At 38.0% G+C, this 17,974-nt stretch carries 16 protein-coding genes; 5 read left to right on the top strand and 11 right to left on the bottom strand.

Translation table 11 applies throughout. The features are described 5' to 3' along the window. Window positions 1-79: 79 nt before the first annotated feature. The 5 genes from ACIQXP_RS14680 to ACIQXP_RS14700 all read right to left on the bottom strand — a co-directional run bounded on the left by ACIQXP_RS14680 (window position 80) and on the right by ACIQXP_RS14700 (window position 9,806). Window positions 80-4,072 carry a hybrid sensor histidine kinase/response regulator transcription factor gene (locus ACIQXP_RS14680; RefSeq protein ID WP_293741329.1) on the bottom strand — a complete coding sequence of 1,331 codons (3,993 nt, stop codon included), beginning with the start codon at window positions 4,070-4,072 and terminating at the stop codon, window positions 80-82. 251 nt (window positions 4,073-4,323) lie between these two features. After that, window positions 4,324-4,476 carry an Rdx family protein gene (locus tag ACIQXP_RS14685; protein ID WP_387505818.1) on the bottom strand — a complete coding sequence of 51 codons (153 nt, stop codon included), beginning with the start codon at window positions 4,474-4,476 and terminating at the stop codon, window positions 4,324-4,326. A 198-nt stretch (window positions 4,477-4,674) separates the two neighbouring features. Then, window positions 4,675-5,763: a PepSY-associated TM helix domain-containing protein gene (locus ACIQXP_RS14690; RefSeq protein ID WP_387505819.1), complete on the bottom strand. Its 1,089-nt coding sequence runs from the start codon at window positions 5,761-5,763 to the stop codon at window positions 4,675-4,677. Between the two features lie 3 nt (window positions 5,764-5,766). Further along, window positions 5,767-8,118, bottom strand: a complete 2,352-nt coding sequence (locus tag ACIQXP_RS14695) for a TonB-dependent receptor (RefSeq protein ID WP_387505820.1) — start codon at window positions 8,116-8,118, stop codon at window positions 5,767-5,769. A gap of 443 nt (window positions 8,119-8,561) precedes the next feature. After that, window positions 8,562-9,806 carry an ABC transporter permease gene (locus tag ACIQXP_RS14700; protein ID WP_387505821.1) on the bottom strand — a complete coding sequence of 415 codons (1,245 nt, stop codon included), beginning with the start codon at window positions 9,804-9,806 and terminating at the stop codon, window positions 8,562-8,564. 201 nt (window positions 9,807-10,007) lie between these two features. Here ACIQXP_RS14700 and queA point away from each other — a divergent pair, with 201 nt between their 5' ends. Then, the gene (gene queA, locus ACIQXP_RS14705; RefSeq protein WP_090987611.1) at window positions 10,008-11,057 is read left to right on the top strand and encodes a tRNA preQ1(34) S-adenosylmethionine ribosyltransferase-isomerase QueA; all 1,050 of its coding nucleotides are present in this window, start codon (window positions 10,008-10,010) and stop codon (window positions 11,055-11,057) included. Window positions 11,058-11,132: 75 nt separating this feature from the next. Next, the gene (locus tag ACIQXP_RS14710) at window positions 11,133-11,798 is read left to right on the top strand and encodes a 2-C-methyl-D-erythritol 4-phosphate cytidylyltransferase (RefSeq protein ID WP_387505822.1); all 666 of its coding nucleotides are present in this window, start codon (window positions 11,133-11,135) and stop codon (window positions 11,796-11,798) included. Between the two features lie 178 nt (window positions 11,799-11,976). Here ACIQXP_RS14710 and ACIQXP_RS14715 read toward each other — a convergent pair whose 3' ends face one another. From ACIQXP_RS14715 to ACIQXP_RS14740, 6 genes are all read right to left on the bottom strand, one after another. Then, window positions 11,977-12,135 carry a lmo0937 family membrane protein gene (locus ACIQXP_RS14715; RefSeq protein WP_109924584.1) on the bottom strand — a complete coding sequence of 53 codons (159 nt, stop codon included), beginning with the start codon at window positions 12,133-12,135 and terminating at the stop codon, window positions 11,977-11,979. A 172-nt stretch (window positions 12,136-12,307) separates the two neighbouring features. Further along, window positions 12,308-12,529, bottom strand: a complete 222-nt coding sequence (locus tag ACIQXP_RS14720) for a DUF2795 domain-containing protein (protein ID WP_010603503.1) — start codon at window positions 12,527-12,529, stop codon at window positions 12,308-12,310. Window positions 12,530-12,614: 85 nt separating this feature from the next. Then, window positions 12,615-13,163 (bottom strand): cob(I)yrinic acid a,c-diamide adenosyltransferase, encoded by a 549-nt coding sequence (locus ACIQXP_RS14725; protein WP_293741335.1) that lies wholly within the window; start codon window positions 13,161-13,163, stop codon window positions 12,615-12,617. 72 nt (window positions 13,164-13,235) lie between these two features. Further along, window positions 13,236-13,994: an ABC transporter ATP-binding protein gene (locus ACIQXP_RS14730; RefSeq protein ID WP_090987605.1), complete on the bottom strand. Its 759-nt coding sequence runs from the start codon at window positions 13,992-13,994 to the stop codon at window positions 13,236-13,238. A 125-nt stretch (window positions 13,995-14,119) separates the two neighbouring features. Next, window positions 14,120-14,410, bottom strand: coding sequence for an Asp-tRNA(Asn)/Glu-tRNA(Gln) amidotransferase subunit GatC (gatC, locus tag ACIQXP_RS14735; RefSeq protein WP_387505823.1), 291 nt, complete (start codon window positions 14,408-14,410; stop codon window positions 14,120-14,122). A 2-nt stretch (window positions 14,411-14,412) separates the two neighbouring features. Next, entirely contained in the window at window positions 14,413-15,138 is a 726-nt protein-coding gene (locus ACIQXP_RS14740) for a lysophospholipid acyltransferase family protein (protein WP_387505824.1), read from the bottom strand. Between the two features lie 97 nt (window positions 15,139-15,235). On the opposite strand from ACIQXP_RS14740, the gene ACIQXP_RS14745 reads away from it, so the two are divergent. The 3 genes from ACIQXP_RS14745 to ACIQXP_RS14755 all read left to right on the top strand — a co-directional run bounded on the left by ACIQXP_RS14745 (window position 15,236) and on the right by ACIQXP_RS14755 (window position 17,964). Beyond that, window positions 15,236-15,379, top strand: coding sequence for a hypothetical protein (locus ACIQXP_RS14745; protein WP_387505825.1), 144 nt, complete (start codon window positions 15,236-15,238; stop codon window positions 15,377-15,379). Window positions 15,380-15,861: 482 nt separating this feature from the next. After that, window positions 15,862-17,037 carry an acetyl-CoA C-acyltransferase gene (locus ACIQXP_RS14750; RefSeq protein ID WP_387505826.1) on the top strand — a complete coding sequence of 392 codons (1,176 nt, stop codon included), beginning with the start codon at window positions 15,862-15,864 and terminating at the stop codon, window positions 17,035-17,037. 30 nt (window positions 17,038-17,067) lie between these two features. Beyond that, window positions 17,068-17,964, top strand: a complete 897-nt coding sequence (locus tag ACIQXP_RS14755; RefSeq protein ID WP_293741339.1) for a hypothetical protein — start codon at window positions 17,068-17,070, stop codon at window positions 17,962-17,964. The last annotated feature ends 10 nt before the right edge of the window (window positions 17,965-17,974 follow it).

Below are 17,974 nucleotides of genomic sequence, written 5' to 3' on the forward strand. Positions count from 1 at the left end.
CTTAACAGGGGGGGCTAAATCATATTTTGCAGGGGGCGTTTTAAGCTAAACACCCTTTTAACTAAAAAAAACGTAACTTTTATGTTGTTCCATTGATATTATAATATTTATGGAAACTTTTACGATGTTTCTTTACGAACTCAGATGGTGTTAATTTAAACAATTTCTGAAACTGCTCCCTGAAATATTTGCTATCATTGATACCCACTCTAAAGGCCGCTTCGTTAATATTTAGATTGGTATTGATTAACAATTCGGCTGCCTTTCTTAGCCGTATAAAGCGGATAAACCCATTTATGGATTGACCGGAAGTAGCTTTGATCTTTTTATAGAGATTTGAATGGCTCATTCCAAGATCAGATGCAAGTGTTTTTACATTGAAACTGTCTTCCATCAAATTTTCTTCTATAATCATGATGCATTTTTGAAGGAAGCCCTTATCTTCCTGTGATACTTTATGAACATCACTTTTTAGCGTTATTTCGTTATAAAAATATGATTGAAGATTGGTTCGGTTTTTAATAATGCCTTTAATCTTTGCCGTAAAAAGCTCCTTGTCAAATGGTTTACCAATAAAATCGTAAGCCCCCACTTCAATGCCCTTAAGTTTTACTTCAGGACTGGGATCGCCGGTGAGCAGTATTACAGGAATATGGCTCAAGGCTGAATCTTCTTTGATGGCCTTACAAAGTTCAATACCGTTGAGGCCACTCATGTTTACGTCAGATATCACGATATCTGGTAAAAACTCTTTACAAATTTTTAAACCCTCCGTACCGTTTTCGGCTCTGTAAATTTTAAAGGTATCCTGAAAAATCTGTTTGATATAATCAATAATTTCAGGGTTATCATCAACAACCAGAATTGAATGTAGATCAGAAATGAGCAATTCGAGATTACCAACGCTCTCGGTATCATTTACCTCTGCTTCTTCCTGTGCAATGAGTTCATTCACATAGGTTAATTCATTTTGCAAAATACCACCATGTTGTGAATTTGGTTCTCCAAACGGGATATCGATCAAAAATATAGTACCCGAACCCTGGTTGGAGCGAAACGAAATTTTTCCTTTATGCAGTTCTACAAAGTTTTTGGCCAGATAAAGTCCGATGCCAAAACCCATTTTTAGTGATTCGTTCGACATTACCTTATAAAATTTGTCGAACAGTTTTTCACCCACATGTTTAGGTATCCCCGGGCCGCTATCGCTCACTTCGATATGCACACGCATGCCAACAGTTTTAACACTGAATTTCACAAATCCACCTTTAGGCGTAAATTTTAATGCATTAGAGAGTAAGTTAAAAAAAACAATTTCAAGCTTGTCTTTATCCCCATAAATATCCAGTTCCTCTTCCTCGCAATCAAAACTATATTCAATCTGGTTCTGCTTGGCCAGATAATTGAAACAAAGGAAAATTTCCTTTGTAAATTTGGCCAGGTTAATCTTCACAATTTTTAAAGCATCATTTTCACTTTCCGTCTTTCTAAAAAGTAATAATTGATCTACCAGGCTTAGTAAACGCCTCGAATTTCGATAAACTACGCTTAAGTCGTTACGCTCTTGTCCCGGTTCTTTTTTGTTTATAATATCTTTAATCGGATTAACGATCAAGGTTAGAGGTGTTCTTAGTTCGTGTGAAATATTGGTAAAGAAATTCAGCTTTTTCTCATTCAGATCCTTTTCACGCTCCATTTTAAAGTTGGTAAGCTCTACTTCATGTTTTAATCTCCTCTGCCGGTTGCGATAGGTTTGAAAAAGATAAAATAACGAGGAGCCTATGATGAGGTAAATGGTATATGCCCACCAGGTGCGGTACAAGGGCGGCAAAATTTTAATCAATACAATTTTTTCGTTGTTGCTCCATGCTCCCTCGGTATCCGTACTCTTGATGTGCAGTTTATATTCACCCTCGTTTAACCTCGAATAATAAGCTGTGCTCAATTTATTTACATAATTCCAGTCTCTATCCCAGCCCTCCAGGTAGTAGGCATAAGAAATTTGATCCTGAAAAGAGAATTCTATGGCCGCATAATCAACAGAAATGACAGCAGCACTAAATGGGATTTCTATACTGGCTAAATTAACGATAGAGATATCGTTATAGACAGAATCCTGATCGAGGGAAATATTGTTGATCCTAAAATCTGTCAGCACCATTTTAGGTATCCTTCTTCTTTTCTTGATTTTATCGGGAGAAAAAAGATTAAAGCCACCAATCCCACCAAATAACAAATTACCATTGGTGAGCTTTAACGCTGCATTGTAGTTGAACTGGTTGCTCTGCAAACCATCAGTGGCATAGTAATTTTTAAAATTATGGCGTTTAATCTCAAATTTGGATAGACCATTGTAAGTACTGCACCATAAGTTACCTTGATTATCCTGAAGGATATTAAGCACTGAATTACCTGGCAATCCATCACGCTGAAGGTATCGCTTTATATTTTTCGTTTCCGGATCAAAAAGCAATAACCCTCCACCTTCTGTACCGATCCATAGTTGATTGTTCAATCCTTCCTGAATAGCCCTGATGGCATAGTTGATCTTGGTATAACGATGTTTTTTGTGGATCGGGTCAATTTCGATCAGCTCAGTATAGTTTCCTGCCCAAAGCCTGCCTTTCGAATCCTGGAACAAGGTATGAATATCCTTTAATTTGTGATCAAAAAGCTCAAATTTATCGATGTTTTTATTGTAACGGTACAATGCACCGCCCTTCGTTGTACCTGCCCAGATATTGTGTTGCTTGTCCTGATAAAGCTTCCAGATGTTAATGTCATCAACGCATGTGTAGGTATTAAAACAATTATAATGAACAAATTTCTGCGTTGCTTTATTAAAACGGTCTATTCCTCCGCTAAAACTGGCTACCCATACATTATGGTCTGCGTCGTTTAAAATACTGGTAATAAAATTACTGGTTAAGGAATTTGGATCGCTCGTTTTAGTATAATTGATAAATCTATTTTGCTTTTGGTCCCAAATGCTCAGGCCACCTCCATCGGTACCGATCCATATGTTTTTATGCTCATCTTCACTAAAGGAAAGTACAAAGTTGTTAATTAATGAATTTCTATTTAACGGATCATTTTTAATCGTGGTAAACTGTTCATTTTCAGGATCTATAACATTAACACCACCGCGTAAGGTTGCAATCCATTTTCTGGATTCCCCGTCTTCGTAAACCTGGGCGACCGAATTACTGCTGAGCAAACCTTTTTCTTTTCCTGCAGTCAGGTAATCCGTTTTATGGTTTTGTGTATCGTAAATAGTAATTCCTCCGCCATCAGTTGAAATCCAAAGCTTTTGTTTTTCATCCAACAATAAACTCATGATATTTTCGTCACTTAAATGCCCGCTAAACCTGGTAAGGCTACCTTTGGCTTTATCTAACTGAAAGAGGCCACGTTCTGTACCAACCCAGAGCATCTGGTCGGTTCCTTTTGTAATACAAGTTACGGAACGTATGACATTGGTTACTAAACGGATGGTGTTTTGACCGTGATCATATCTACAAAGGCCAACATCCTTTATAAAAAGCCAAAGGGTTTGATTTTTATCGAGATACAACGCTTTTACCGTAAAATCAAAATTTTTAACAAACGGGATCCTTTCTGCTGCACCACTGTTCTTTTTAAGCATAAACAGGCCCTTTTCCTCGGTGGCTACATAAACTGTTGAAGCCTCACTTATGGCAATGGAATTGACGGCATAACTTACTTCGTTTTTTTTGCCCCTATCCAAATAAACGAGGTGATGAAATTTGGAATCGGCATAATCATAATATGAGACTCCCTTTTGCGTACCCACCCATACCCTGTTTTTTCTATCTCCTGTTAATACCGTAATATGGTTATTGATCAGCGAATGTTCATCTTCCCATCCATTTCTGAAAACTTTAAAGTGATAGCCATCATAACGGTTCAACCCATCATAGGTACCCATCCACATAAAACCATAATGATCTAAATACAAAGAATTTACCACATTGTTAGACAAGCCGTTTTCTACTCCCAGGTAAGTTAAAGGAATAGCTGAAGACTGGGCAAAACAAATACCTGCAGCCATCCACAAAATAAGTATATAGCAGGCAGTTTTTTTATTTAGAAGTAACATAGAGAAAACAGTACTGTGGTATTATTTGGTATGGAACGAATATACGTATTTTCTTCACACACTATCAGCAGCTATGATTTAGTATTAAATAGCTTAAAGCGCAAGATTTTTAATACATTAATACAGGAGTATCCAGGCTAACCTGTGTTTTCTATGTTCGATGAACAATCAAGCATCTGGGGCTTTTAAAGATTACGCCGTAATTACCTCACATCAGAATGACCAAGGTTTTTCGTGGGATTAACCTCATCACGAATGATTTGTTTTAATTCTTTTATTTCAGGAAAACGTTGTTTTTGTTTTCTATCAAAAATCGATAGCTGAGCCCCTTTAAAGGTAGCTAGTGCGGCTGCCATTCTTACATATGGAACAAAAATCGGTTTTCGGTAAATCTTTTTTAGAGATCATGATCGCCATTATTCTTCAGGCATAGACTCATTTAACACCTGATTAAGTTTTTTTGACAAAATGATTAAATCATTTTCAGCGAATTATTAGGCAAAGCAACCAGTTTCTGCCTACCGGATTATACTTCATTTAGAAACGAGCTGTTGTTATTTTCTTTTACGCTTTTTCTGTTTTTGCCTCCAGATCATAAATCCCGTTATTGGTAAACTGGCTGCAACCAACGCCGCTAAAAGCGAAAGAATTTTATGTGGAAGACCAAAAAGCCTTCCCGTGTGCAGATCGTAATTGGTGGCCTCTATTAAATCGGCCCCATTATAATCTTTAAACAGTTTGGCCCTGATCATTCTACCGGTAGCTTGCTCATAAAAAAAGGTATTTTGCTTGCGTGCCCATCGATACGGATAAATCATCCTTAACCTTAATTCTCCTTTACCCCGAAGCGAAAGACTGGTAGATATCGCACCGGGATACTTAAGTTTGGCCTCGGTATATATTTTATTGTAGCGTACAGGTATAGGATCTATAGTTGTGGGTTTGGCCGAAACGATCGCTTTGCCCTGCCCCAACTTACTCCCGGTGAAAAAGCTGGCCGCATTTTTTACTTCTTTAAAGGCGAAGTACAAACCACTTAAAGCGGTAATCAAGAGCACAAAAGATGCATAAAAACCCAATACATTATGCAAATCATAATTGAGCCGTTTAAATGAAGCTTTTCTTTTAATCGTGAACGATTGTTTTAACAAACGCATTTGGCCAGGAAACCAAAGGATCAGTCCGGTAATGAGCATCACTACAAAAATAACTACCGACCACTGGATGATGAACTTGCCTGTTTTACCCAATAACAACGAAATATGGATATGCTCTACTACCTGTAGCCAGTCTTCTCCTCCTTTTTTGATTAGAGTAGCATCATAAGGGTTGAAATAGTAAACCTTACCCTTTTTACTGGTCATTTCCACTGTCGCATTTGGCTGCGCATCTTCTATCCTTACCAGCCTGAGTTCATCTCTAGATGAAAGTTTTTCAAATGCTGAAATCACTTTATCTAAACCCACAAAAGGCTTATCCTGAAGCCTTACGTACCGAAAATCTTTTTGCGTAAAATCCCTGATCTCTTCTTCAAAGATATACAGCGCACCGGTAACACTAATAATAAATACCACCAGGCCGGTTGCCAGGCCGAGCCAGAGGTGGATATTCCTGATGGTATTTTTAAATTTCCTGTTTTTCATTGCTTAAAAAGCGTAACCCAGCGATAAGTTAAACCGGCGTCCGTTACCACGCACATAATTTACATTGCTGCCATAAAACTGAGAAATAGCCGGATAATAAACTTTATTCAACAGGTTTTCTATGCCTAAAGATAATTTCAATGGTTGTGTAACCTGGTATACTGCTGCTACGTTAAATAAGTTGAATGCTTTTACCGGTCCCTCTCCAATTAAATATTTACCCGCAGCGTTGGTTTTAAAACGGTCGCGGTTTCCTACACGCATCCAGTTCACATCCAAACTTAAGTTTCTAATGCCTGAATATTTTAAATAAACAGTAGTTTTTGATGGCGGGATACGCGTGGTGTTCAAATACACATCTTTTTCTCCATTAAAATCACCATCATTATCTACATCTCCTTTTCCTTCTACCTGCGCATAATTACCACCAATGCTCAACTCTTTTAGTAATTGATAATCAGCCTGAATTTCAAAGCCGTATACACGCTCAGGGATCCGTTGAGAAATATAAGTACCATTTACTTCTAACAGATTGGCACCCAGTTTAGAAGTACTGTAGTAATAAGCTGCGCTAAAGTTCAGTTTATCTATACTACTGCTAAAACCGGCCTCATAATTATTGACGATGATGGGTTTGGTTTCCAGTTGCGATAAAGTATTGCTTTTTGCCGCTCTTAACACCCTTCCTAACTCAAATACCGAAAACGACTGTGCGTAACTGATAAAAGGATTAAAAAATTTGAATTTTGAATAACGTGCACCGGCATTAAATACTAAAGCGTTATAGTTTAATTTGCCGCCCTGTACCGCTATACTTCCCGCACCGTTTGCACCGGTAGCCAGGGTATTAAAATCGTCTACATCAATGTTGATATTTTCTACCCTTAAGCCTCCTTTTATGGTTAAATCATTAATTAATGTTGCTGAAGCCTGCAAATAAGGTGCAAAATTTACCATATTCATATCAGGCACCCATAACCGACCATCAGTTAAGCTTTGCGCGGTTTTATCGTTCATTAAATCCAAACCATAGTTTAACTGCATCGGTACTTGAGCGGTTAAATTAAAGGGTGTGTTGAGGTTTACCCTTGCCCCTTTTTTGGTAGAAGTAATAGCCGATTGGCCGCCACCGAAAAATGATGCCGAATTAGAATAAATGGTATAGAAATCCTGATAATATAGGTTGGCTGTTAAATCAGTTTTACCAAAAATCTGTTGATTGGTGTATTGTAAATTGGCATTATGGTTAAATCTTGTACCTTCATCTTCACCTAATCTTGTACCATAGATCCCAATAGCGGGCGACTGTCCGTAAATGCCTTCTTTGGTGATGTATTTAGAATGTTGTCTGGAACTGAAATAATTATACATGAGCTGTAAACGCTGCTTTGGTGTGAAGTTATAACCTAATTTTACAAAACCATTGTAAGATCTGGTTTCGCCTAAACCATATTCCGGCGAAATAACCAAACCATCAGCATCACGGAAAACACCGGTTTTTTCAAACATGCCATTTACTATGTAATCAAATTTACCTGTTTTACCATATAGCTGTTGCGAAAAACGGTAACCAATAGTACTATCACCTTTTAGGTTTCCTGTGATTCCGGCCTGAGAATAACCTCCGAATGATTTTCCCTGGTCGGCCTTTTTAGTAATATAATTAATCAAACCACCTTCTGCACCATTACCATAAATCGCGGTAGCACCTTTAATCACCTCAACACGCTCAATAACAGAAGGATCTATGCTGCGGATATCTCTTCCACCTGCCCTTAGTGGCGTTGATTGTGGGATACCATCAATTAAAACCAACACATTTCTACCACGCAAAGTCTGACCAGAGTTACCTGTTTGATTGGTTGAAAAACCCAATCCGGGTACGCTGTAAGAGAGTATATTGGCTAAGTTTGGGCTAATTGCTGATTGTGTATTCAGTTCTTTTGCTGTAAGCACCGTTACCGATGATGGCGTTTGTGATAATGACTCTGGCCTTCTGCTTGCCGAAACAATTACATCATTTAGCCCTTCAGCTTGTTCTTTTAGAACAAATGTAACAGAAACCGTATCATTCGCATTAACGGACACTACTTGTTCGAACAGATTGTAACCTGTAATCGATACTTTAATCTGCTGATTACCCGCAGAAACAGCATTCAATTTAAATACGCCCCTTTTATCAGAAGTCGTTTTAAGATTTTGTTTCTTAACCAGTACATTGACGAAAGGTATACCGTTCCCTAACGAATCTACAATTTTTCCTTTGATGGTTCCTTGCTGTGCTTGCGCAAACAAGGTAACCGTAAAAAGTAAAATAAATGCTGTGACAAAAAATTTTAGATATAGTGGCCTCATGGAATTATAGAAATTTCGGCAAATCTAACATTATTTAGACTTGTTAAAAATAATAATTTAAAAAAGAGTTTTAATTTGATTTGATCTCGCCGATTTAGAATCAACGAGGCATAAACATTGATTATTAGAGATAATCCAAAAAATGTGTTGATTGATAAAGATGATTTGACTTAAGTGCTAAAAAAACACTTGTAAAACAAACAGTTAAGCATATAACACCAATAAAAATGAGCACTTATTTAAGTGTTTCTTGTCAAACTGACCACGTGACGATTTAATCTATTTTTTAAAATGATCGCCAGTATTTCTTCAGCGGAGCTACTCGTCTTTCTCTTCTTTGTTCCTCCCCGCTCGTGCTTTGCTCCTGTCAATCCACCGCAATAAGATTTATGAACAATAAGACACTTCAACTGCAAACCGGCAAATGATAAATGAAAACTGTTCTAGCTTCTGATTGCCTCAACGGGATCCAGCCTCGATGCTGAATATGCTGGCCAAAAACCGGATATCGTGCCAATAATAATGGATATCCCAATGCCCAAGGCGATATTGTTCAGACCTAATATAATATGAAAATCTGTTGCGGCACCGATGACCAGAGCAAGCAGAAAAACCAGTAGCAACCCTAATAAACCACCCAAAATACAAAGCGAGATCGACTCGAAAATGAATTGCAACAGGATAAAATAATTTTTTGCACCCAGCGATTTTTGGATTCCAATAATGTTGGTACGTTCCTTAACTGATACAAACATGATATTGGCAATGCTGAACCCCCCAACCAAAATCGAAAACCCACCAATTACCCAACCTGCAATATTTACCATCTTAAACATCGAATCTAACTGGTTAGAAATAATAGTGGTTTTATTAAGTGCAAAGTCTTCTTCCTTGCCTGGTTTAATTCTATGGATGGACCGCATTAACCCTCTCAATTCACTTTCAACTTCTTCTAAACTCACATTATCATTACCCCTAACGGTAATCTGGGGTCCATAACGCTCATTTTGAATATCTAAAACACCTTTTGCAAAAGTGATGGGAATATTTACATTTTTATCAAGAGAAGTACCTAACATATCTTCCCCTTCTTTTTTAAAAACACCAATAACCTTTAACCTTCTCCCTAAAATCTGGACCTGCTTACCCACTGCTGCATCTCCATTAAAAAGTCCGTCAGCTATGTCAGAACCTAAAATACAAACCGGTGATCCGTTTCTGCTTTCATTTTCAGTAAAATAACGTCCATCCTGAAGCTCGAAATTCCAGGTTTTATTAAAATCGTGCGATGCCGCCCAAACCGAAATTCCTTCAACCGAGTTACTTCTATATTTGATTACCCTATCACTAGCCGATATTTCGAAGGTAACGCCCTGAGCATTTTCAATCCGCTCACGCAGCGCTTCGAAATCTCTCAAAGATGGCTGTGGGCGGTTCATATATTTCCACCAGGGATAATTATCACCAAAACTCCATGGCCATTTTTGAATATAAATGGTGTTAGAGCCTAGTTTATCTACACTGGCCTGCAATTTTCCACGAAAGGTATCTACCGCAGAAAATACAGCTATAATGGTAAAAATACCGATCGTTATAGCCAGAAGCGATAACATGGTGCGTAATTTATTCTGGCGCAATGCATCAAATGCAAAACGGAAACTCTCGCCTATTAGCCTAAAGATTATCATAATTACAGTTTAGATGCAAAGCCTTTGAAAAGGTTACAGATCACGGTCAAAACTAATTAATTTTATGTCTATTAATACGCGGATAGCACTGTATATTTTGATTTAAAATGATCAAAACATAATATACATAAATTGCGTTTGATAAAATACGAAAAAGAAAAATTAAATTCGTATTTTTGCACCTCAAAAAATTCATCAAGAATGAAATTATCACAATTCAAATTCAACTTACCTGAATCTTTAGTAGCCAACAATCCGGCAGAACAACGCGATGAAGCCCGCTTAATGGTTTTACATAAAGACAGCGGTAAAATTGAGCATAAAATTTTCAAAGACGTTTTAGGTTATTTCGATGACAAAGACGTTATGATATTAAATAATACCAAGGTTTTTCCTGCCCGTTTATATGGAAATAAAGAAAAAACCGGTGCTACTATCGAGGTTTTCTTGCTACGTGAATTAAATAAGGAATTACGTTTATGGGATGTTCTGGTAGATCCGGCACGAAAAATCCGTGTAGGCAATAAATTATATTTTGGAGACGACGACCTGTTAGTTGCCGAGGTTGTAGATAATACTACATCACGTGGGCGTACCATCCGTTTCTTATTTGAAGGAACAGATGAAGAATTCAGAAAAAATGTTGAAATTTTAGGCGAAACCCCACTTCCTAAATATATTAAACGTAAAGCTACTGCAGAAGATAAAGAGCGTTACCAAACTATCTTCGCTAAACACGAAGGCGCAGTAGCAGCTCCGACTGCAGGTTTACACTTCAGCCGTGAACTGATGAAACGTCTTGAACTTAAAGGAGTAGAATTTGCAGAAGTAACTCTACACGTAGGTTTAGGAACTTTCAGAACGGTTGAGGTTGAGGATTTGACTAAACACAAAATGGATTCGGAGCAGTTTATCATCGAACAAAAAGATGCAAACATTGTAAACAAAGCGATCGAAGACAGAAAAAAAATCTGTGCAGTTGGAACAACTTCCATGCGTGCAATCGAATCTGCTGTTTCTGCCAACAGAACATTAAAGGCGGCAAACGATTGGACCAGTAAGTTTATCTTTCCTCCTTACGATTTCAGCATTGCAAACGCTATGATCACCAATTTCCATACGCCAGAATCTACTTTATTGATGATGGTTAGCGCATTTGGAGGGTATGAAAATGTAATGAATGCATACGAAGTTGCAGTAAAGGAAAAATATAAATTTTACAGTTATGGCGATGCCATGCTAATCATATAGATTTGAGTACTGAGATATGAGATTTGAGTTAAATCAGGTCTCATATCTCAAATCTATCATCTCACATCTCTTTATATGAAACATTACGCTATAATTGTAGCAGGCGGTTCTGGCAATCGGATGCAAACAGAAACCCCAAAACAATTTCTACTGCTCAAAAACCTCCCGGTTTTAATGCATACCATAAAAGCTTTTGCAGCCAGCAATACTCAACCTAAGATCTTATTGGTTTTAAATAAAGATCAGCAGGTTTACTGGGGCAGACTCTGCAAAGAATTTAATTTCCATATACCACACCAGATTGTTGACGGCGGCACAGAACGCTTTTATTCGGTTAAAAATGCCATTTATAGCATTGAAGAAGAGGCCTACGTTGCCATTCATGACGCTGTTCGTCCGCTGGTTTCAAAAAGACTGATTGATAGCTGCTATGCAGAAGCTGCAAAACAAGGCAATGTTATTGCGGCAGTGCAATCAAGCGATAGCGTACGTTTGGTTAAAAACAAAAAAACATCAGCTTTAAAACGTGATGAGATCTTTTTAGTGCAAACGCCGCAAACTTTCAGCCTTGAGATCCTTAAAGAGGCTTACAATCAGGAATTCAACCCGCATTTTACCGATGATGCGAGTGTAGTAGAAGCTATTGGTCATAAAATTAATATTATTGAAGGAGAAAGAGCTAATATTAAAATCACTTACCCTATTGATCTCGAACTTGCCGAATTGTTGCTAAAAAACTAAAGGCTGTATTCTGATTCGAAAATAAGCCTTACCTAATCAAATTCCTTTAATTGGGTTAAATTTTAGCAAAAGATTATATTAAAAAAAGGAATTCCAAATATGAAACTCCTTTTTTTAATCCATCTATTTGAAAGTGTTTTCTACTTCTTTAATGAATGAATTTGGTAGCAACTTTATTTTAAGCTGCCCTACCAATTACCTTTAATAAGATAGCAATAACTGCGATTACCAATAAAACGTGGATTATACCACCAACGTCGCCGAAGCCGTGAAATACAAATCCGATCACCCATAGTATAACTAATACTACTGCGACTAAGTACAATAAATTTCCCATAGTGTTAATTTTTTAGCAATGTTTATATTTTTGCTTTATTAACACCCCTATTTAGGCTTTTGTTTAGAAAATGTAAAATATTTGGCTATAGTATTGATTTACAATATCAAAAACAACCTGCATAAAAAAACCTTTCAGTACTTCTGAAAGGTTTTTTATGTTTTATTAAGCTTTAGTACTCATCCTCATTAAAGAAAAAATCTTCTTTGGTTGGGTAATCCGGCCAAATTTCCTCAATGGTTTCGTAAGGTTCTCCATCGTCTTCTAATGCCTGTAAATTTTCTATCACTTCTACCGGGGCACCAGAGCGGATACCATAATCAATTAATTCATCTTTAGTTGCAGGCCATGGTGCGTCTTCCAAGTGCGATGCTAGTTCTAATGTCCAATACATATCGTCAATTCAATTAAATTCCTATTCTTATTATTGCGCAAATTATATCAAAATTTTTGAGCAAAACAAACTTATTTTTCCACTATTAAACCCTCGGAATCCAAATATTTTCTTCGGCGTTAAAATATATTGTCAGTTTTCGTGCCAAAACAAATAAATAGTCACTTAAACGATTTAAATAAATGGTTATACGCTCGTCTACAAAGCTATTTTCTGCAAGTGCTACTGCCAAACGTTCAGCTCGTCTGCAAACACAACGCGCAATATGGCAGTAAGAAACTACCGTGTTTCCACCCGGCAAAACAAAGTGTTTTAAGTCAGGCAGATTTTCGTTCATCAGATCCATCTCCTTTTCCAATAAGGCAATATCAGTATCATGCAGATCTGGAATCTTCATTTTAGATTTGTCAGGGTCTGCCGCCAATGAAGCTCCAATGGTAAATAGCCTGTCCTGAATTTCCTTTAGTAATTGCTGATCATAGTTGTCAATGCCCTGACACATAATTAAACCGATATATGAATTTAATTCATCAACAGTTCCATAAACTTCTATGCGCAAGTGATATTTGGGAACACGGGTACCACCAATTAGTGAGGTTTGGCCCTTATCGCCTGTTTTAGTGTAGATTTTCATTTAAAAAGGTTTAGGGTGTAGGGTTGAAGGTTGAGGGCAAAACCTTACGCCATAAATCTTTTACCTTACACCTCAATTAATTTTTTCCCAATCGCTGCCTGCTTCTTTCAGTGCCTGCAAACGCGGGGATACATTTTTTATATCTGTATTTAAATAATCATTTTCGATCAAACCATCACGCATACGCACAATACGGTGGGCATGCTGCGCAATATCTTCCTCGTGGGTAACCAAAATGATGGTATTGCCTTTACTATGGATTTCTTCTAAAAGCCCCATAATTTCAATGGAAGTTTTGGTATCTAAGTTACCAGTAGGCTCATCGGCCAAGATGATAGAAGGGTTATTGATTAAAGCCCTGGCTACAGCTACACGCTGACGTTGACCGCCAGAAAGTTCATTGGGTTTATGGTCCATACGGTTACCCAGTCCCACATTTTCTAATGCTTTGGCAGCCCTTGAATCGCGGTCCTTTTTACTGGTTCCGGCATAAATCAAAGGTAAAGCAACGTTGTCTAAAGATGTAGAACGCGGCAATAAATTAAAAGTCTGGAAAACGAAACCGATTTCCTTGTTGCGCACTTCTGCCAAGGCATCATCACTCATCTGGCTTACATTAGTTCCGTTTAAAACATATGTTCCGCTTGATGGCGTGTCCAAACAACCTAAAATATTCATCAGGGTTGATTTTCCAGAACCAGATGGCCCCATCAAAGCAACAAATTCACCTTTGTAAATATCTAAAGAAACTGATTTTAAAGCGTGAATCACTTCAGATCCAATCACATATTTACGGCCAATTTCTTTTATCGTGATGAGTGGTTTCTCCATGTTTTTTCTTTTTTAGACAAGCATAGCAGGCAAGATGTTACAAGAGGTTAAAAATTAAGCATAATGTTAATCTTTAGGGATACCTAATAATCACACTGGTTATTACAACAGCATGATGAAAATTATTATTTTTCAATAATTTTTGGCACCATAAAAAACTGATCGGTATGCTTAGCGGCATTTTTCAAACCATCGGCAGTAGTAATTTCCTGCTTGACTATATCCTCTCTCCAAACATTTACAGATTCGTTCATATAAACCAAAGGTTTTACGTTAGCAGTATCTAATTCATTTAACTTTTCCATAAACGATAAAATTTTATTCATTTCAGGAATCAATGTATCCACCTGCTTTTCATCAATATGAATTCGGGCCAGATCGGCTATTTTATGAATGGTTTTTGCGTCTAAATTCATATTTATTTCAACTTACTATCTATCAATCTGTAAACCTTTTTTTTCAGTACATCTGCATCAACATCAGCCAGGGTTGATGTACTAATAGGTTTGTGGACGTAAATATCGCAAATTCCTGGCTTACTTCCATATTTTGAACCGTCATCCCAGTTTATTTTCCACACATCGATAATGCTTACAGGTACCAAGGGGATGTTTTTATCGATAGCTAAACGGAAAGGACCATTTTTAAACTCGGCTAACTTTGGTGGATAGTGGTCATCAATTTTTCCTTCTGGAAAAATAACCAGGCTCATCCCTTTCTCCAGGTTTTCACCAGCTTTTTTAAAAGCCCTAAAAGCAGAAATCTTACTATCCCGGTTTACCGATATATCAATGGTTTTAAAGAAAATGCTTAAAACAGGATTGTTTAACAGTTCATCTTTACCCATAAAGTGGAATTTACCATGTCCCATGATGCAAAAAATCATGATATCCAGATTAGAAGTATGATTGGCACAGTATATATATGTTTTTGAGCGGTCGAGTTTTTCCTGATATTGATAACGGAAAAAAACACCCGAAAACAGACTGCATAAAAAGCTGTTGGCTTTTCTAAAAAAATTCAGAATGCCATAATATTTCTCATTACGGGAGGTAACGTAATATAAGGGATAAAAAAGCGCGAAGAAAAACAGTATCCAGAATAGAAACCATATCCGGTGTACTTGCCTTAGAAAGTTGATCATAGATATCCCAAAAATATAAAATTGTTTGAAATTCCAAACTAAAGGTTAAGATTGGAATGAAGCCCCCAATTAGCACCAGCCTGGATTATTAAACCTGATGGAAGCGGCAGCCCCGAAGTATGAGGGCTACAGCGCACAGCAGGACTATAGCAAGCGAAACGCATTAAACGTTCATTTCCAAAAAACCTTAATTGACGAACCAACATCACTACATTTAAGTATTAAGCCAACTTCTTTATAATAAACCAATCAAACACCCTACGGGCACCCCTCCATATTAAGGAAGGGAATAAATCACTTCCGGAATGAAGATCTCCAATTAGCGCCAGCCTAGGTTATTAAACCTGATGGCAGCGGCAGCCCCGAAGTATGAAGGCTACAGCGCACAGCAGGACTACAGCAAGCGAAACGCACTAAACGTTCATTTCCAAAAAAACTTAATTGCTGAACCAATATCACGACATTAAGTATTAAGCCAACTTATTTCGAGTAAACCCATCAACCACCCCGCCCTATGGGAATCCCTCCTAGATCAGGATGGGAGTAAACCGACGCCGAAAAGGCACAACTTGATTAACCAACATCATAATGGCACCAAATCTTACAGTAACCTACATGCTAAAACCACCTATCAAACGTTATTTTAAGATATACAGGTTTTGGAAACCTGTAAGGTTTGACTAACTTAGCGGCCTAACCAAAAATTCATAAAATTTATTATACATGAAAGAAGTTGTAATTGTATCAGCTGTACGAACACCTATTGGCAGTTTTGGAGGCTCACTGGCTCAATTCTCTGCTACTCAGCTCGGAGGCTTCGCTATTAAGGCTGCTATTGAAAAAGCCGGATTAAAACCCGAACAGATTCAGGAAATATACATGGGCAACGTTTTGTCGGCCAATTTAGGACAGGCACCAGCTACACAAGCCGCAAAATTTGCCGGCTTACCAGATTTACCTTCCACCACTATCAATAAAGTATGTGCTTCCGGCACCAAAGCCATTATGCTGGCCGCACAAAATATTGCAAACGGCGACAATGAAATTATTGTAGCAGGTGGCATGGAAAGCATGAGTAATGTTCCCTATTATCTGGACAAGGCAAGAAATGGCTATCGCCTGGGCCACGGACAGATTACAGACGGCTTGGTAAAAGATGGTCTTTGGGATGTATACAATGACTACCATATGGGCTCTGCTGCCGAACTTTGTGCTACTGAATGCCAAATCAGTCGCGAAGCGCAGGATCATTTTGCCATCGAATCGTACAAAAAGGCGCAAGCCGCACAGCGTTCAGGTAAATTTGCAGATGAAATTTTGGCCATTGAGGTTAAAGACCGCAAAGGAGAAATTACCCTGGTGAATACTGACGATGAACCTACAGCGGTTAAATTTGATAAAATACCTTCACTGAAACCTGTTTTCAAAAAAGATGGAACGGTAACTGCTGCAAATGCCTCTACTTTAAACGATGGTGCAGCAGCATTGGTTTTGATGAGCGCTGACAAAGCAAAGGAACTGGGCTTAACGCCGTTAGCTAAAATTTTAGGTTATGCTGATGCACAACAAGCACCAGAATGGTTTACCACGGCGCCTTCAAAAGCCATTCCCTTGGCTCTACACAAAGCCAATGTGAATATAAAAGATGTAGATTATTTTGAAATCAATGAGGCTTTCTCTGTCGTTTCCATCGCCAATAACCAACTATTAGAATTGAACGATAACCAGGTTAATGTTAATGGAGGTGCGGTTTCATTGGGTCATCCGCTGGGTGCATCGGGTGCTCGGATTGTAGTTACCTTACTGTCGGTATTGGCACAAAATAACGGCAAAATCGGTGTGGCAGGAATCTGTAACGGTGGTGGGGGCGCAAGCGCAATCGTTATTGAGAAACTATAATTTTTTTCAGCGTTTTGTGCATTTAATGATATGAAAGTAATCAGGTTTTGTATTCTTTTCATCTGCGGAACACTAAGCCTGGGCTTAAAGGCGCAGCAAACCCCGGGCGCATTAAATGTGTTTCAGGATAGCCTGATTAAAATATCGGCAAGGGTTACTGCTGCGCAAAGTGATTCCCAAAAACTAGAGACAAATGGCAGTTTTGTAAAAACACTGGTGGAGGCTTTAAAAATGCCTCGTTCTTTCTCTTACCCTTTCGACTCACTTAAAAATGTATCGGTAATTCAATCGCCCGATCAGGCTTTTAGGATTTTAAGTTGGTATGTACTGCTCGAAAACGGTACGTACCGCTATTATGGTGCTGTGCAGATGAACACCAAGAGCGGACCGTTGAAACTTTATCCTTTGATTGATCAAACCGATAATATTAGCGACCCTAATGGCATTACCAACAACCAGAAATGGTTCGGCGCCAGGTATTATGAAATTATTCCGGTAACCAGCGGGAGCCGTTTGCCTTATTATGTCCTTTTGGGATGGAAAGGCAATACGCAGATGACTACAAAGAAAGTAATCGAAATTCTTGCTTTTGACAAAGACAAGCTTAGCTTTGGGGCGCCTGTTTTCGATGGCAAAGCACTTAAAGGAAAAAACAGGGTAATATTTGAGTATGCCAAATCTAACGCCATGACCTTAAAAACAGATATGAAAGCCGGCATGATTGTATTTGATCATCTGGCTTCATTTGATCCTGAAATTGAGGGAAAATTTGAGTATTATGGGTCGGATGGTACTTTTGATGGCTTCAAAATTATAGGCGGAAGACTAAAGCTGCAGGAAGATATCATGCTCAATAATGATCCGGACGAGAATGATGCACTTTATGCAGACCCAAAGAAAAATATTAAACCGATCAGGAAGTTTTGATTTTTAACAA

Origin of the sequence: Pedobacter suwonensis, assembly GCF_044762335.1 — a bacterium.
Classification (GTDB): Bacteria; Bacteroidota; Bacteroidia; order Sphingobacteriales; family Sphingobacteriaceae; genus Pedobacter.

Excerpts from the sequence above, each read along its gene's own strand:
- ACIQXP_RS14680 (WP_293741329.1), bottom strand. The coding sequence starts at position 4,072 with ATGGCTGCAGGTATTTGTTTTGCCCAGTCTTCAGCTATTCCTTTAACT.
- ACIQXP_RS14685 (WP_387505818.1), bottom strand. The coding sequence starts at position 4,476 with ATGGCAGCCGCACTAGCTACCTTTAAAGGGGCTCAGCTATCGATTTTT.
- ACIQXP_RS14690 (WP_387505819.1), bottom strand. The coding sequence starts at position 5,763 with ATGAAAAACAGGAAATTTAAAAATACCATCAGGAATATCCACCTCTGG.
- ACIQXP_RS14695 (WP_387505820.1), bottom strand. The coding sequence starts at position 8,118 with ATGAGGCCACTATATCTAAAATTTTTTGTCACAGCATTTATTTTACTT.
- ACIQXP_RS14700 (WP_387505821.1), bottom strand. The coding sequence starts at position 9,806 with ATGATAATCTTTAGGCTAATAGGCGAGAGTTTCCGTTTTGCATTTGAT.
- queA (WP_090987611.1), top strand. The coding sequence starts at position 10,008 with ATGAAATTATCACAATTCAAATTCAACTTACCTGAATCTTTAGTAGCC.
- ACIQXP_RS14710 (WP_387505822.1), top strand. The coding sequence starts at position 11,133 with ATGAAACATTACGCTATAATTGTAGCAGGCGGTTCTGGCAATCGGATG.
- ACIQXP_RS14715 (WP_109924584.1), bottom strand. The coding sequence starts at position 12,135 with ATGGGAAATTTATTGTACTTAGTCGCAGTAGTATTAGTTATACTATGG.
- ACIQXP_RS14720 (WP_010603503.1), bottom strand. The coding sequence starts at position 12,529 with ATGTATTGGACATTAGAACTAGCATCGCACTTGGAAGACGCACCATGG.
- ACIQXP_RS14725 (WP_293741335.1), bottom strand. The coding sequence starts at position 13,163 with ATGAAAATCTACACTAAAACAGGCGATAAGGGCCAAACCTCACTAATT.
- ACIQXP_RS14730 (WP_090987605.1), bottom strand. The coding sequence starts at position 13,994 with ATGGAGAAACCACTCATCACGATAAAAGAAATTGGCCGTAAATATGTG.
- gatC (WP_387505823.1), bottom strand. The coding sequence starts at position 14,410 with ATGAATTTAGACGCAAAAACCATTCATAAAATAGCCGATCTGGCCCGA.
- ACIQXP_RS14740 (WP_387505824.1), bottom strand. The coding sequence starts at position 15,138 with ATGATCAACTTTCTAAGGCAAGTACACCGGATATGGTTTCTATTCTGG.
- ACIQXP_RS14745 (WP_387505825.1), top strand. The coding sequence starts at position 15,236 with ATGGAAGCGGCAGCCCCGAAGTATGAGGGCTACAGCGCACAGCAGGAC.
- ACIQXP_RS14750 (WP_387505826.1), top strand. The coding sequence starts at position 15,862 with ATGAAAGAAGTTGTAATTGTATCAGCTGTACGAACACCTATTGGCAGT.
- ACIQXP_RS14755 (WP_293741339.1), top strand. The coding sequence starts at position 17,068 with ATGAAAGTAATCAGGTTTTGTATTCTTTTCATCTGCGGAACACTAAGC.